13 protein-coding genes and 1 riboswitch are annotated in these 13,232 nt (G+C 69.4%); of the genes, 7 read left to right on the forward strand and 6 right to left on the reverse strand.

The window, feature by feature from the left end; translation table 11 throughout:
* Positions 1–5: 5 nt before the first annotated feature.
* On the reverse strand, positions 6–1,478 hold the full coding sequence (locus tag GDJ08_RS12085) for a sensor histidine kinase (protein ID WP_153164932.1): 1,473 nt from the start codon (positions 1,476–1,478) through the stop codon (positions 6–8).
* Positions 1,475–2,197, reverse strand: a complete 723-nt coding sequence (locus tag GDJ08_RS12090; protein WP_153165015.1) for a response regulator transcription factor — start codon at positions 2,195–2,197, stop codon at positions 1,475–1,477. Before GDJ08_RS12090 ends, GDJ08_RS12085 begins: the two co-directional genes overlap by 4 nt.
* A gap of 147 nt (positions 2,198–2,344) precedes the next feature.
* On the opposite strand from GDJ08_RS12090, the gene msrB reads away from it, so the two are divergent.
* From msrB to GDJ08_RS12110, 4 genes are all read left to right on the forward strand, one after another.
* Positions 2,345–2,869, forward strand: a complete 525-nt coding sequence (gene msrB, locus GDJ08_RS12095; RefSeq protein WP_017356826.1) for a peptide-methionine (R)-S-oxide reductase MsrB — start codon at positions 2,345–2,347, stop codon at positions 2,867–2,869.
* Between the two features lie 47 nt (positions 2,870–2,916).
* The gene (locus GDJ08_RS12100) at positions 2,917–4,686 is read left to right on the forward strand and encodes a cytochrome c biogenesis protein DipZ (RefSeq protein WP_153164933.1); all 1,770 of its coding nucleotides are present in this window, start codon (positions 2,917–2,919) and stop codon (positions 4,684–4,686) included.
* 15 nt (positions 4,687–4,701) lie between these two features.
* On the forward strand, positions 4,702–5,436 hold the full coding sequence (gene msrA / locus GDJ08_RS12105) for a peptide-methionine (S)-S-oxide reductase MsrA (protein WP_153164934.1): 735 nt from the start codon (positions 4,702–4,704) through the stop codon (positions 5,434–5,436).
* Positions 5,437–5,614: 178 nt separating this feature from the next.
* Positions 5,615–7,045, forward strand: a complete 1,431-nt coding sequence (locus GDJ08_RS12110; RefSeq protein WP_136003547.1) for an aminotransferase-like domain-containing protein — start codon at positions 5,615–5,617, stop codon at positions 7,043–7,045.
* Here the strand turns inward: GDJ08_RS12110 and bioD are convergent, their stop codons facing one another.
* Positions 7,046–7,729: a dethiobiotin synthase gene (gene bioD / locus GDJ08_RS12115; protein WP_153164935.1), complete on the reverse strand. Its 684-nt coding sequence runs from the start codon at positions 7,727–7,729 to the stop codon at positions 7,046–7,048.
* A 117-nt stretch (positions 7,730–7,846) separates the two neighbouring features.
* On the opposite strand from bioD, the gene GDJ08_RS12120 reads away from it, so the two are divergent.
* Both GDJ08_RS12120 and GDJ08_RS12125 read left to right on the forward strand, forming a co-directional pair.
* Positions 7,847–8,329 (forward strand): GAF domain-containing protein, encoded by a 483-nt coding sequence (locus GDJ08_RS12120; protein WP_153164936.1) that lies wholly within the window; start codon positions 7,847–7,849, stop codon positions 8,327–8,329.
* A complete protein-coding gene (locus GDJ08_RS12125) occupies positions 8,326–8,661 on the forward strand; it encodes a TfoX/Sxy family protein (RefSeq protein ID WP_017355702.1) in 336 nt (111 codons plus the stop codon). Before GDJ08_RS12120 ends, GDJ08_RS12125 begins: the two co-directional genes overlap by 4 nt.
* Here GDJ08_RS12125 and GDJ08_RS12130 read toward each other — a convergent pair.
* Positions 8,658–9,236 carry a histidine phosphatase family protein gene (locus GDJ08_RS12130; RefSeq protein ID WP_026070723.1) on the reverse strand — a complete coding sequence of 193 codons (579 nt, stop codon included), beginning with the start codon at positions 9,234–9,236 and terminating at the stop codon, positions 8,658–8,660. The two genes, GDJ08_RS12125 and GDJ08_RS12130, sit on opposite strands and share 4 nt — an antisense overlap.
* 153 nt (positions 9,237–9,389) lie before the next feature.
* A riboswitch (cobalamin riboswitch) is annotated at positions 9,390–9,617 on the forward strand.
* Between the two features lie 62 nt (positions 9,618–9,679).
* Between GDJ08_RS12130 and btuB the strand changes: the two genes are divergently transcribed.
* Positions 9,680–11,521 carry a TonB-dependent vitamin B12 receptor gene (btuB, locus tag GDJ08_RS12135; RefSeq protein WP_153164937.1) on the forward strand — a complete coding sequence of 614 codons (1,842 nt, stop codon included), beginning with the start codon at positions 9,680–9,682 and terminating at the stop codon, positions 11,519–11,521.
* Positions 11,522–11,609: 88 nt separating this feature from the next.
* Here the strand turns inward: btuB and gph are convergent, their stop codons facing one another.
* Positions 11,610–12,272, reverse strand: coding sequence for a phosphoglycolate phosphatase (gene gph, locus GDJ08_RS12140; protein ID WP_153164938.1), 663 nt, complete (start codon positions 12,270–12,272; stop codon positions 11,610–11,612).
* Positions 12,273–12,325: 53 nt separating this feature from the next.
* Positions 12,326–13,228 (reverse strand): LysR family transcriptional regulator, encoded by a 903-nt coding sequence (locus GDJ08_RS12145; RefSeq protein WP_017355698.1) that lies wholly within the window; start codon positions 13,226–13,228, stop codon positions 12,326–12,328.
* Positions 13,229–13,232 lie beyond the last annotated feature (4 nt).

Genomic DNA, 13,232 nt, shown 5'->3' on the forward strand with positions numbered 1-13,232 from the left:
GCGGGTCAGCGCGCCGGCGCCGCCGGCAGGGTGAAGGCGAACAAGGCGCCTTCCCGGCTGTCGAGCAGGTGGATGTCGCGCTGATGCAGCTGCAGGATGCGGTGCACGATCAACAGACCCAGCCCGCCACTGTCCGGGCGTGCACTGCCCAGCGCGGGCGGCGTGGTGAACAGCGTCGCGCGCCGCTCGATGGGGATGCCGGGACCACTGTCGGCGATGCTGACCTGCACCTCGCCGTCCTCGGCCCGCAGCACCACCTCGATGCGCCCGCCTTCGGGGGTGTGGCGGATCGCGTTGTCGAGCAGGTTGGTCAGTACCCGCTCGATCAGACCCAGGTCGCCCACCACCGTCGGCAGCCCGGGCGGGATGTCGGCAGTCAGTGTCTGCCGGCGCGCCTGCGCGGACAGTTCGAATTTCTGGAAGACGTCCTGGAGGAGGTCCGGAAGCGAGAACGCCTGCCGATCCAGCGTGACTCCACCGTGCTCCAGCCGCGCCAGTTCGAACAGCGCCTGGGCCAGTGCACCGACCTTGCGGCTCTGCGCCAGTGCGATGCCGAGATAACGCTGGCGCTCGTCGGCACCGAGCGTGGCATCCTTCAGCGCCAGCGTTTCCAGGTAGCCATGCAGCGACGACAGCGGTGTGCGCAGGTCGTGGGAGATGTTGGCGACCAGCTCGCGCCGCTGCAGATCCTGCTGGCGCAGCTGCTGCCATTGCTCGCCCAGCCGCTGGGCCATGTGCCCGAAGCTGTGCTGGAGGATGGCCAGTTCGTCGCGCTCTCCCGGTCGCAGCGGGGTCGGCGGCGGCACCGTGCCGGGGGCCGCACCGTCGACGTCGAACGCCTGGATGCGCCGGGTCAGCTGGCGCAGCGGTCGGGTGACCCAGCGGAACGCCACCACGCCGGCCAGCAGGCCGACCAGGGCCACGATCGCCAGTGACCACAACGTGGTGCGCAGCGTGGCGTTGGCGGCGATGTTGGCCGCCAGGGCTTCACGCTGTTCGCCGACCAGCACCACGTAGATATAGCCGGCCTGGCGCCCCTGCACCCATAGCGGCGCCGCGTTGAACACCTTGCGTCCGGTCGTGCTGCGCGGGTCGTCGCCGAGGATCGGCAGCGGTTCATCGCGCAGCAGCGCACGCACCGGCGCCAGATCCACGCGGCTGCGCTTGAGATGGCCGTCCGGCGCATCGTGGCCGAGGATGCGGCCCTGGTCGTCGAGCAGGTACACCTCCACGCTCGGATTGACCGCCATCAGCTTGCCGAACAGCGCGCGCACTTCGCCGCCACGCATGCCGCGTGCATCCATCAGTTCGCCGCTGCGCGCGATGTGCTCGGCCAGGCCGCGCGACAGCCGCTGCACGGTTTCCTGCTCGTGCACCGCGGTGCTGCGCATCTGGATCATCACCAGCGCCGCGCAGCACACCAGCAGCAGCGCGCAGAACACCACCGACAGGCGCTGGGACAGGGTCAGGCGGATCATGCCGGTGCGCCCTCGCTGCCATCGACCAGTTTGTAGCCGCGCCCCCATACCGTCTGGATGCGCTGCGGCGTGGCCGGATCGCGTTCGATCTTGTTGCGCAGGCGGTTGATGTGCGTGTTGACGGTGTGTTCGTAGCCGTCGTGCTGGTAGCCCCAGACCTGGTTGAGCAGGTCCATGCGGGAGTACACCTGGCCCGGGTGCCGGGCGAAGAAATACAGCAGGTCGAACTCGCGCGGCGTCAGGTCCAGCGCCCGGCCCTCCAGTTGCGCGGTGCGCGCGACCGGATCGATGCGGATGCCGGCCACGTCCAGCTCGCCGGCATCGATGCGGGCATTGAGCGCCATCGCCTCCACCCGGCGCAGCAGGGCCTTGACCCGCGCCACCAGCTCCAGCATCGAAAACGGTTTGGCCAGGTAGTCGTCTGCCCCCAGCTCCAGCCCGAGGATGCGATGCACTTCGCTGGCCCGCGCGCTGGTGATGATGATCGGGGTATAGCGCGCCATCGCACGCGCGCGCTTGCAGATCTCCAGACCATCCACGCCCGGCAGCATCAGGTCCAGCACCAACGCGCTCCACGGCTGTGCTTCGAGCAGGGCCAGACCCTCATCACCGGTGGCGGCATGGGTGACGTCATAGCCTTCGTCACGCAGGTGCATGCGCAGCAGGGTGGCAATGTGGACATCGTCTTCGACGATCAGGACACGCTTGGCGCTGCTCATCGGTACGGGGCGATCGGCAAGGGACATGGCCGCATTGTCGACCGATCCGCACCTGAATGTGTCACGGAAAATTTAACCCTGCGTGAGGATTCGTTGACCGGGCCGGGCGCAGCATGGCCGCATCGTATCCCTCCCTGGAGATCGGCCATGCGTTACACCCGTCGCAATGTGCTCGGCATGGGCGGCATGGCCGCTGCCGCCGGCCTGTTCGGCCTGTCCGCCTGCAGTGGCCCCGCACCTGCCGCGCCTGCCGCACCGGTGCGCCAGTTCGAGGTGATGCGCACCGATGCGCAATGGCGGGCGCAGCTCACCCCGGCGCAGTACGCAGTGCTGCGCAGGCAAAGCACGGAACGTCCGTTCAGCAGCCCGCTGAACAAGGAGCACCGGCGCGGCACCTTCACCTGTGCCGGCTGCGCGCTGCCGTTGTTCTCCTCGTCCACCAAGTTCGACAGCGGCACCGGTTGGCCGAGCTTCTGGGCGCCGCTGCACGACGCCGTCGGCGAGGATCGCGACACCACCTTCGGCATGGTGCGCGTGGAAGCGCATTGCCGGCGCTGCGGCGGCCACCTCGGCCACGTCTTCGATGACGGCCCGCGTCCCACCGGCCTGCGCTACTGCATGAACGGTGTCGCGATGCAGTTCGTGCCGCGCGGCGCCGACGACAGCACCTGACCCCCGGCCCCTGCCCGGCCTTCCCCCCTTCCTGAAAGGACTTTCCGATGCTCCTGCTTGTGCTGGCCTACCTGGGTGGCGTGCTGACCATCCTCAGCCCCTGCATCCTGCCCGTGCTGCCCTTCGTGTTCGCGCGTTCGGACCGGCCGTTCCTGCGCAGTGGTCTGCCGCTGCTGGTTGGCATGGCGCTGATGTTCGCGGTGGTCGCCAGCCTGGCGGCGGTCGGCAGCCAGTGGGTGGCCCAGGCCAACCAGGTGGGCCGCTGGATCGCGCTGGTGGTGATGGCGGTGTTTGCCGTAGCGTTGCTGTGGCCGACCCTGGCCAACCGGCTGCTATCGCCGTTCCAGCACCTGGGTGCGCGACTGAGTGCGTCGGCCGATGCGGCCAGCGATGCCGGGCGCGGCGGGGTGGGTACCTCGCTGCTGATCGGCGTGGCCACCGGCCTGCTGTGGGCACCGTGCGCCGGCCCGATCCTGGGCCTCATCCTGACCGGCGCGGCGTTGCAGGGCGCCAGCGTGGGCACCAGCACGCTTCTGCTGGCCTATGCCCTGGGCGCGGCCACCTCGCTGGCGCTGGCGATCTGGATCGGCGGGCGCGTATTCGCCGCCCTCAAGCAGCGTCTCGGCGTAGGGGAATGGGTGCGGCGCGGACTGGGCATTGCCGCGCTGCTGGCGGTGGTGGCCATCGCGATGGGCTGGGATACCGGCGTGCTGACGCGCCTGTCCACGGTCAGTACCGCGCGGCTGGAGCAGGGCCTGCTGGATGCGCTGCCGACGCAGTCGCCGCCGGCAGGCGGAGCGATGATGATGCGGGCCGCCGATCGCGCGGTCGATGGCGACTTGCCGGTTGAAGGCACACTGCCCTCGCTCGCCGGCGCCACCGGCTGGCTCAACAGTCCACCGCTGGATGGGCCGTCGCTGCGCGGCAAGGTCGTGCTGGTCGATTTCTGGACCTATTCCTGCATCAACTGCCTGCGTGCCCTGCCCTATGTGCGCGAATGGGCCGAGCGCTACCGCAACCACGGGCTGGTGGTCATCGGCGTGCACGCGCCGGAATTCGCCTTCGAGCGCAACCTCGGCAACGTGCAGCGCGCGATCAGGGATCTGCAGGTCACCTATCCGGTGGCGATCGACAACGACTTCGCGATCTGGCGTGGCTTCAACAACCGCTACTGGCCGGCGCACTACTTCATCGATGCCCAGGGCCGCATCCGCGCGCACCACTTCGGCGAAGGCAACTATGCGCAGTCCGAGCAGATCATCCGCCAACTGCTGCGCGAGGCCGGCAACACGCTGCCCGGCGAACCGGCACAGGCCATGACGGCCACGGCACGCGAGGGCGTGGAGCGCCAGGCCGACATGCGCAACCTCAAATCGCCCGAGACCTACCTGGGCCATGCGCGCGCCGAGCATTTCGCCTCACCGGGTGGCCAGCAACCCGACCGCCAGGCCGCCTACGCACTGCCCGCCTCGCTGGCGCTCAACGAGTGGGCGCTGGGCGGGCGCTGGACGGTCGGCGATGAGGACGTGCAGTTGGCGCAGGCCGGCGGCCGCATCGCGTTCCGCTTCCACGCGCGCGACCTGCACCTGGTGCTGGCCCCCGCGCAGGACGGCAAGCCGGTGCGCTACCGCGTGCGCCTGGATGGACAGCCGCCGGGCGCGGCCGCCGGCGGCGACGTATCCGCCGATGGCAGCGGCCAGGTCGGCGAGCACCGCCTGTACCAGTTGATCCGCCAATCCGGCGATGTGCGTGAACGCACCTTCGAGATCGAGTTCCTCGATCCGGGTGTCCATGCCTACGCCTTCACCTTCGGTTGAGCCGGGAGGCCTTCGATGAAGCTCACTATCGACAAACTGGTGGCCGGCGGGATTGCCGGTGTCATTGCGGCATTGACCGTGACCGCCGTGGTCAGCCTGGATCGTCCCGCCCATGCGGCGGCCGCGATGGTCAGCGTCCCGGCGCCCAGCGGGCCGGCCAACGTTGCGCAGCCGGGCAGCCGGCGTGCGCAGGTGGTGTTCGCCGGGGGCTGTTTCTGGGGCGTGCAGGGGGTGTTCCAGCACATCAAGGGCGTCAACAACGCGGTGTCCGGCTACATCGGCGGCAACGCCGGCACAGCCAGCTACACGCGCGTGGGCAGCGGCACCACCGGCCATGCCGAGGCGGTGCAGGTCACCTACGATCCGAGCCAGGTGAGCTACGCACAGCTGATGCAGGTGTTCTTCTCGGTGGTGCACGATCCCACCCAGCTCAACCGGCAGGGCCCCGACCAGGGCACCCAGTACCGCTCGGCGATCTACATCGACGACCCGGCACAGCGCGATGCCACCCGCGCCTACATCGCCCAGCTGGAACGCGCCAAGGTGTGGGCCGCGCCGGTGGTCACCCAGGTCGATGGCGGCAAGCGCTTCTTCGCGGCCGAGGACTACCACCAGAACTACCTCACCCTGCACCCGGAGTCGCTGTACATCCGCATCAACGACCTGCCCAAGGTCGAGGCGCTGAAGCGCCAGTACCCGGCGCTGTACCGCGACACCCCGCGCCTGGTATCGACGCTGTCGGCGCGCTGAGGGAACGGGAAAAAAGCGCACGGCGAAACACGGCACCGCCGTGCGCGAGGGAAGTACGGGATGCGCGGCGGGTGGCGTCCGCCGGGCTGGCCAGGCCATGCTAGGCTGCGCGGACCAGCGGATACAGCGCCAGAGTCGCTGCATCCGGATGGATACAGATTTCCGTGGATGAGCCCGCATGGCAGCCAACCTTTACCAGTCCCTGGCCGATGAAATGGCCGATGCGATCCACAGCGGCCGGTTGCCGGCCGGTGCACGCCTGCCCTCGCTGCGCGGCCTGGCCGCGCAGCGCAGGCTGAGCCTGAACACCGTGATCGCCGCCTACCGTCAACTGGAAGACGCCGGGCTGGTGATGCCGCGGCCCAAGGCCGGCTTCGTGGTCAGCCCGCGCCTGCCCGAGCCCACCCGTTCGCTGCGCCAGGCGCCGTCACTGGCGACCGCCCCGGCGCAGCAGGTGATGATGGCCCGCGTACTGGCCGCCCAGCAGCAGCCGGGCGTCGTCGACCTGGCCTTTGCCGGCCCGCGCGGCAAACGCTTCTATCCCGGTGCGAAGCTGGCGCGCAGCACCGCGCAGGTGCTGCGGCGTTCGGCGGGCATGGTCGAAACCTATGCGCGCCCGAATGCGGCCACGCGGCTGCTGGAGCAGATCGTGCGGCGTGGTCCACGCCTGGGACTGCACACCAGCGTGGAGCGGCTGGTGCTGACCCACGGCGCGATGGAGGCGCTGCAGCTGGCATTGCGCGCGGTGACGCGCCCCGGCGATGCCGTCGGTATCGAAGCCCCCTCGTACTTCAATCTGTACCCGTTGCTGGGCAGCCTGGGACTGAAGGCGATCGAACTGCCCACCGATCCGCGCCACGGCCTGGACGTGGACGCGGTGGAGGCACAGCTGCAGCACCGCGCGCTGGCCGCGATCGTGGCGATGCCGAGCGTGCACAACCCGCTGGGCTGCACCATGCCGGTCGCTGCCAAGCAGCGGCTGGCCGCGCTGGTCAATCAGTTCCGCATCCCGCTGATCGAGGATGCGGTGTACGCCGAGCTGCAGTACCAGGAACCGCTCGCGCCGCTGCTCAAATCCTTCGATGACGAAGGCTGGGTGATGGTGTGCAGCAGTTTCTCCAAGACGCTGGCACCGGATTACCGGATCGGCTGGCTGGACGGCGGTCGCTTCGCCGCGGACATCCAACTGCTCAAGTTCCAGTCCACCGGCGCCGAATCGCGCCTGCTCGGCGAGGCCGTGGCCGCGTTCCTGGAAGCGGGCAGTTACGAACACCACCTGCGGGGACTGCGGCGGCTGTACAGCGAGCAGGTCGGCCGCGTGCGCAGCCTGATCGCGCAGCATTTCCCCCCCGGCACCCGCGCCACCCAGCCAACCGGCGGTTTTCTGCTGTGGGTGGAGCTGCCCGTCGACATCGAGGCCGGGACGCTGTTCGACCTGGCGCTGGCCGAGGGCGTGGTGTTCATGCCGGGCCAGGTGTATTCACGTGGTGCGCGCTACCGCCACTGCCTGCGCCTGTCGTGCTGCCAGGAGCTGGATGAGCGCTACGTCGGTGCGATCGCTACGCTCGGCCGCATCGCCCACACCCTGCAGGCGGCCGCGCGCGGCTAGCTAGATGGCCAACCGCGCGGCCAACGTGGCCGGGTCGGCCCCGGGCGCGTACGGCAGGCGCCCCCAGCACGGCATCGGCAGGCGCGCACGCAGCAGGGCCATGTTCTCGTCGCGACGCGCCATCGACGGGTCCACTTCGTTGGCGATCCAGCCGATGCAGGTGGCCCCGCTGGACTGGATCGCCGCAGCGGTCAGGCGCGCGTGGTTGAGGCAGCCCAGCCGCAGTCCAACGACCATCACCACCGGCAGCTGCAGGGCCTGCACCAGGTCGGCCTGGTCGAGCGTGCCCGACAGCGGTGCCAGCCAGCCCCCCACCCCTTCCACCACCACGGTGTCGGCGCTGGCACGCAGGCGGGCGAACGCCGTCTCGATCGGGCCCAGCGACAGCGTCACGCCGGCCTCGGCGGCGGCGATCTCCGGCGCCAGGGGCTGCTCCAGCGCGAACGGGTTCAGATCGTCATAGGACGGCATCGGGTCGCTGGCCGCCATCAGCGCGGTCGCATCCTCGTTGCGCAGGCCCTCGGCGGTGCGGATGCAGCCGCTGGCCACCGGCTTCATGCCCACGGCCTGCCGGCCACGCTGGCGCAGCGCATGCAGCAGCACGCAGCTGCTGAAGGTCTTGCCGATCCCGGTATCGGTACCGGTCACGTACAGGGCAGCGGGCAACGACACGGGCAGGGACATGGACGTCTCCGGGAGGAAAGCGCCCATTATCGGCCTGCCGCCGTCCGTCGCGACGGCGCATCGCTGCGTTGCACTGCGCCCGGCGCAGGCGACGGCCCTGCTTGCTAGACTGCGGGCATGTTCGATACTTCCACGCTCACCGGCAGCAAGCCGGAACAGTACGGCCAGCTGCTGGCCCAGGCACGCGCCCTGGTGCACGGCGAGCGCGACCGGATCGCCAACGCGGCCAACCTGTCGGCGCTGGTCTACCACGCGCTCCCCCACCTGAACTGGGTCGGGTTCTATTTCTACGACGGCACCGAGCTGGTGGTCGGGCCGTTCCAGGGCCTGCCGGCCTGCGTGCGCATCCCGCTGGACAAGGGCGTGTGCGGCGCGGCCGCCTCGCAGCGACGCACCCAGCGGATCGAGGACGTGGATGCCTTCCCCGGCCACATCGCGTGCGATTCGGCCTCGCGCTCGGAACTGGTGGTGCCGCTGGTCAAGGGCGACACGCTGATCGGCGTGTTCGACCTGGACAGCCCGTCGCTGGCCCGCTTCGACGCCGAGGACCAGGCCGGTCTGGAAGCGATCGCCGCGGTGTTCGTCGAGGCGCTGGGATGAGTGCCAAACTGCGCAACATCGGCCCCAAAAGCGCAGCCTGGCTGCGTCAGGTCGGGCTGCGCACCCCGGAGGATCTGATCGCCGCCGGTGCGGTGGGCGCGTTCGTGAAGGTCAAGCGCGCCGGCTTCAAGCCCAGCCTCAACCTGCTGTACTCGCTGGAAGGCGCGCTGCAGGACTGCCATTGGCAGGAACTGCCGGAGGCGCGGCGGATTGAACTGGTTGCCGCCTACGACGCGATCATCGCCGACAACCCGTTGAAGAAGGCGCCACCAGCGTCCGGGCCGGTCTACGACCGCACGCCCGAGCCGCAGGATGACGAGGACGACCGCTAGGGTTGCTGCAGTTCCAGCAGCTCGCCCCACAGGCGATCCTCGTCGCGCTCCACGCGCAGCTGCAGCCGCGTGCCGTGATCGATGCGCAATGCCCAGCACATCGCCAGTGGCAGGCCGCACACCTGCGACAGCACCATCCGCAACGGCCCGCCGTGGCTGACGACAACGGTGGGAACCGGCTCCGGATCATCCAGCAGGCGGTGCAGGCCACGCGCGATGCGGCGCTCGAAGTGTCCCCAGCTTTCGCCATGCGGCGGTGGATTGGCGTGCGGGTCCAGGTGGAAGGCCGACACGGCCTCCATCGGCAAGGCGTCCAGTGCCGCCCCGTCCCAGTCGCCGAAGTCGAGTTCTTCCCACTCCTCGTGCGCCTCCACGTGCAGCCCGCGCGGCACGGCCAGTGCGTCGGCGGTGCCCATTGCACGCGTGCGTGGTGAGCTCAGCACGCGCTGCCAGGACAGCGACGCATAGCGCTCGCACAGGGCCACGGTGCTGTCCGCGTCCAGCGGCGGATCGGTGCGGCCATCCAGGTGGTTGTCGCGGCCGGTGCTGGCGTGGCGGATCAGGTCGAGGATCACGCCATGCCCCCTGTACCCGGCGCTGCGGTGGGCCGGCGGTACGCACGGGCGTCCGCGCATGGGTGCTGCAACCACAGTGGGGTCATGGGGATCACATCGAAAAGACGAGGCGCATTCTAACCGCTGCGTCCCATCGGCCCGGGCCGATGGCTTAGACTTCGCCCACTTTCAGGTGACCTGCGGCGTATGCCGGCAGGTTGAAACGGGAAGCCGGTGACGCGTCAGGCAATGCCTGTTCGCCACTCCGGCACTGCCCCCGCAACGGTAAGCGTGGAGACACCAGGCAGTACGCCACTGTGCTTCGGCATGGGAAGGCGCCTGGTGGGATGGGGCTGCCATCCACCCGCAAGTCCGGAGACCGGCCTGGGAGACGACGGATCGCGACGTGTCGCGACCTTCCCCACCCTTTGCCGCGCGGGCGTGCGCGGCACCCGGAGTCCACGATGAAGCTGCAAACCCGAATTCTCTCCCTGGCCGTGCTGTCGACATTGCCGCTGATGGCGGCCGCCCAGGATGAGGCAACCGCACTGGACCAGGTCCTGGTCACCGCCACGCGCACGCCGATCGCCCTGCAGGACAGCATCTCGCCTGCGCAGGTGATCGACCGCGCGGAGATCGAGCGCAGCCAGGCGCCGTCGCTGCAGGACCTGCTGCGCGGCCGTGCCGGCATCAACCTCAACAACAGCGGCGGCCTGGGCAAGCAGAGCTCGCTGTTCCTCCGCGGCACCAACTCGGCCCACACCCTGGTGCTGGTGGACGGCGTGCGCATCAACACCGGCGATCTCGGCCTGGCCATGCTCCAGGACCTGCCACTGGCGCAGATCGAACGCGTGGAAATCGTGCGCGGCCCGCAGTCCAGCCTGTACGGCGCTGATGCGATCGGTGGCGTGATCCAGATATTCACCCGCCGCAACGCCGGCCAGTTCGCCCCGCACCTGCAGCTGGGCGCCGGCAGCAACGGCCTGCGCGAGGCCAGTGGCGGCTTCGGTGGCAGCGGCGAGCGCGGCTGGTTCGGCACCGACATCGCCTACCAGCACACCGACGGCATCAATGCCTGCCGCGGCAACCCGATCACGTTCGCCGGCTGCGGCGCCGACGAGCCCGACCGCGACGGCTACCGCAATCTGTCGATGAGCCTGCGTGGCGGCTACGCGCTGGGCGATGCCTGGCACGTGGAAGGCACCGCGCTGCGCGCCGAAGGCGAGAACCACTACGACGGTTACTACAACTATTCGGAAACGCTGCAGCAGGTGCTGGGCGGCAAGGTGCGCTACACCCCGGGCGCGCGCTTCAATCTGACCGTCAGTGCCGGCCGGGCTGACAACGAGTCGCAGAACTACAACGGCAGCACCTGGCTGGGCGCGGCGCAGACCCACCGTGACACCGCGTCGGTACAGGCTGACATCGGCGTGGCCGAAGGCCAGCTGCTCAGCGCAGGCGTGGACTGGAGCCAGGACAACCTGGACGGCAGCAGCGCCGGCTACGGTGTCGACAGCCGCGACAACACCGGCGTGTTCGTGCAGTACCAGGGCCGCTTCGGCGCGCACCACCTGCAGGCCAACGTGCGCAACGACGACAACGAGCAGTTCGGTAACCACACCACCGGCAGCCTCGGCTGGGGCATGGAACTGGATGGCGGCTTCCGCCTCAACGCCAGTTACGGCACCGCGTTCAAGGCACCGACTTTCAGCGACCTGTACGACCCGTGGAGCGGCGTGCCGACGCTGGACCCGGAAACCTCCCGGAGCGCCAACCTCGGCATTGCCCAGCAGGGCGATGGCTGGCGATGGGGCCTGGATGTGTATGAGACCCGCATTGACGACCTGATCACCTACGACGCCACCACCTTCATGATGTCGCAGGTGGAGAAGGCGCGCATCCGCGGCGCCGAGTTGACCGGTGCCATCACTGTGGCCGGCGTCGATATCAGCGCCCAGCTCAGCCACACCGATCCGCGCAACCGCACCGAGGGCAGCGCGCAGTTCGACAACTGGCTGGCGCGTCGCGCGCAGAACACCGCGCGCCTGGACATCGACCGCCGCTTCGGCGACTTCCGCGCCGGCATTACCGCCAATGGGGCGGGCAAGCGCTATGACGATGCCGCCAACACCGTGCGCCTGGGCGGCTATGGCACCGTCGACCTGCGTCTGGAGTACGCGATCAGCCGCGACTGGTCGGTGCTTGGCCGGGTTAGCAATCTGTTCGACCGCGACTACGAAACGGTGGCCTGGTACAACCAGCCCGGCCGCGAGTACCGCCTGAGCGTGCGCTACCAGCCGAACTGAGGCACCGGGATGGCGGCATCGCCGCCGTCCCGCACGCAGGGGTGCAGACAGGCATCCGGTGGGTGCCGACCGTGGGTCGGCGCCTCCCTCACCCGCGCGCGGACACCCCCGGCAGATCGCGCAGATCATCCACCACCGCTACCGCCTCGACCGTCTCCAGGTCCAGCCCGCGCGGATAGCCGTAACGCACCAGCGCCACCGGCATGCCCGCATCCACGGCAGCACGGTAATCGGTGATCGAATCGCCCACCATCAGCGCCGCCTGCGGTGCCAGCCCGAAGTGGGCGGCGATATGCCGCAACGGCACGCCGCTGGGCTTGCGCTCGGCCAGCGAATCACCGCCGAGCACCAGCGCGAACAGATCCTGCAGGCCGAAATGCCGCAGCAGAGGCGCCACCAACGCTGACGGCTTGTTGGTGCAGATCGCCAGCGTCACGTTGCGCTCGCGCAGCGCCTGCAGCGCCGCTTCAACACCCTCGAACAGACGCGGGCTGCGCAGCAGGCAGGCCTCGTAGTGGCGCATGAAGCCGGGCATGACCGCGTCCAGATCGGCATCACTGCCCGCCGCGGTGAACGCCTGCTCCACCAGCCGGCGCACGCCGTCGCCGATCCAGGTGAGCACCGTGGCCTCGGGAACCCGCGGCAACTGCCAGTCTTCGAGCGTGCGGTTCAGCGCTTCGGCGATATCGGCCGCGCTGTCGACCAGCGTGCCATCCAGATCGAACACCACCAACGGATACGGACAGGACAAGGCGCGGCTCACTTCAACGACGTGGGAACGCCATTGTACGCGGCGTCCTGCGCTCAGATCCGCGACAGAAACGCCGGGCTGGAGAAGCGCTCCACGAGGAAATCCAGGAAGCTGCGCATGATCGTGGGCAACTGCCGCCGCGACGCATACACCGCGTGGATGCCCAGGCCCTCCACCTCGTAGTCCGGCAGTACCTCGATCAGTTCGCCGCTGCGCAGCAGCGGGCCGATCTGGTAGGTGGGCAGCATCGCGATGCCGGCGCCGGCGCGCACCGCTTCCAGCAGCAGCGACGCCTCGTTGGCGCTGATGTTGCCACCCACGGCCACGGCAATCGCACGGCCGTCGCGCTTCAGGTGCCACACGCTCTTGCCGACGTAGTGGTGGGTAAGACAGTTGTGCGAGGCCAGCGCGTCGGCAGTCGTCGGCGCGCCGCGTTCGGCCAGGTACGACGGTGCCGCGCACAGCACCGAGCGGCACGGCGCCAGGCGCCGCGCGATCAGCGCCGGATCGATCGCGCGCGAGATGCGCACGGCGATATCCACGCGTTCCTCGACCAGGTTCACCACGCGGTCCACCAGCAGCAGTTCGACCCGCGTCAACGGATGCCGCTTCACGAAGTCCGCCACCGCCGCTGCCAGGTGGATCTGCCCGAACGAGACACTGGCCGTGACCCGGATCAGGCCATGCGGTTCTGGATTGTCGTTGGCCAGTTCGCCGTGCAGTTCCTCGCCGATCGCCAGCATCTGCCGGAAGCGCAGCAACGCGGCTTCGCCCGGCGCGGTGAGGCTGATCCGGCGCGTGGTCCGGTGCAGCAGGCGGGCGCCCAGCCAGCGCTCCACCTCGGCCAGGTAGCGGGTGACCATCGCCCGCGACATCTCCAGCGCCTCGGCGGCGGCGGTCAGGCTGCCGCGCTCGACCACCTCGACGAACACGTTCATGGCGGTCATGCGGTCCATTTGA

Origin of the sequence: Stenotrophomonas nematodicola (assembly GCF_009467805.1) — a bacterium.
Classification (GTDB): domain Bacteria; phylum Pseudomonadota; class Gammaproteobacteria; order Xanthomonadales; family Xanthomonadaceae; genus Stenotrophomonas; species Stenotrophomonas nematodicola.

Coding starts and splice junctions, on each gene's coding strand:
- GDJ08_RS12085 (WP_153164932.1), bottom strand. CDS start 1,478: ATGATCCGCCTGACCCTGTCCCAGCGCCTGTCGGTGGTGTTCTGCGCG.
- GDJ08_RS12090 (WP_153165015.1), bottom strand. CDS start 2,197: ATGAGCAGCGCCAAGCGTGTCCTGATCGTCGAAGACGATGTCCACATT.
- msrB (WP_017356826.1), top strand. CDS start 2,345: ATGCGTTACACCCGTCGCAATGTGCTCGGCATGGGCGGCATGGCCGCT.
- GDJ08_RS12100 (WP_153164933.1), top strand. CDS start 2,917: ATGCTCCTGCTTGTGCTGGCCTACCTGGGTGGCGTGCTGACCATCCTC.
- msrA (WP_153164934.1), top strand. CDS start 4,702: ATGAAGCTCACTATCGACAAACTGGTGGCCGGCGGGATTGCCGGTGTC.
- GDJ08_RS12110 (WP_136003547.1), top strand. CDS start 5,615: ATGGCAGCCAACCTTTACCAGTCCCTGGCCGATGAAATGGCCGATGCG.
- bioD (WP_153164935.1), bottom strand. CDS start 7,729: ATGTCCCTGCCCGTGTCGTTGCCCGCTGCCCTGTACGTGACCGGTACC.
- GDJ08_RS12120 (WP_153164936.1), top strand. CDS start 7,847: ATGTTCGATACTTCCACGCTCACCGGCAGCAAGCCGGAACAGTACGGC.
- GDJ08_RS12125 (WP_017355702.1), top strand. CDS start 8,326: ATGAGTGCCAAACTGCGCAACATCGGCCCCAAAAGCGCAGCCTGGCTG.
- btuB (WP_153164937.1), top strand. CDS start 9,680: ATGAAGCTGCAAACCCGAATTCTCTCCCTGGCCGTGCTGTCGACATTG.
- GDJ08_RS12145 (WP_017355698.1), bottom strand. CDS start 13,228: ATGGACCGCATGACCGCCATGAACGTGTTCGTCGAGGTGGTCGAGCGC.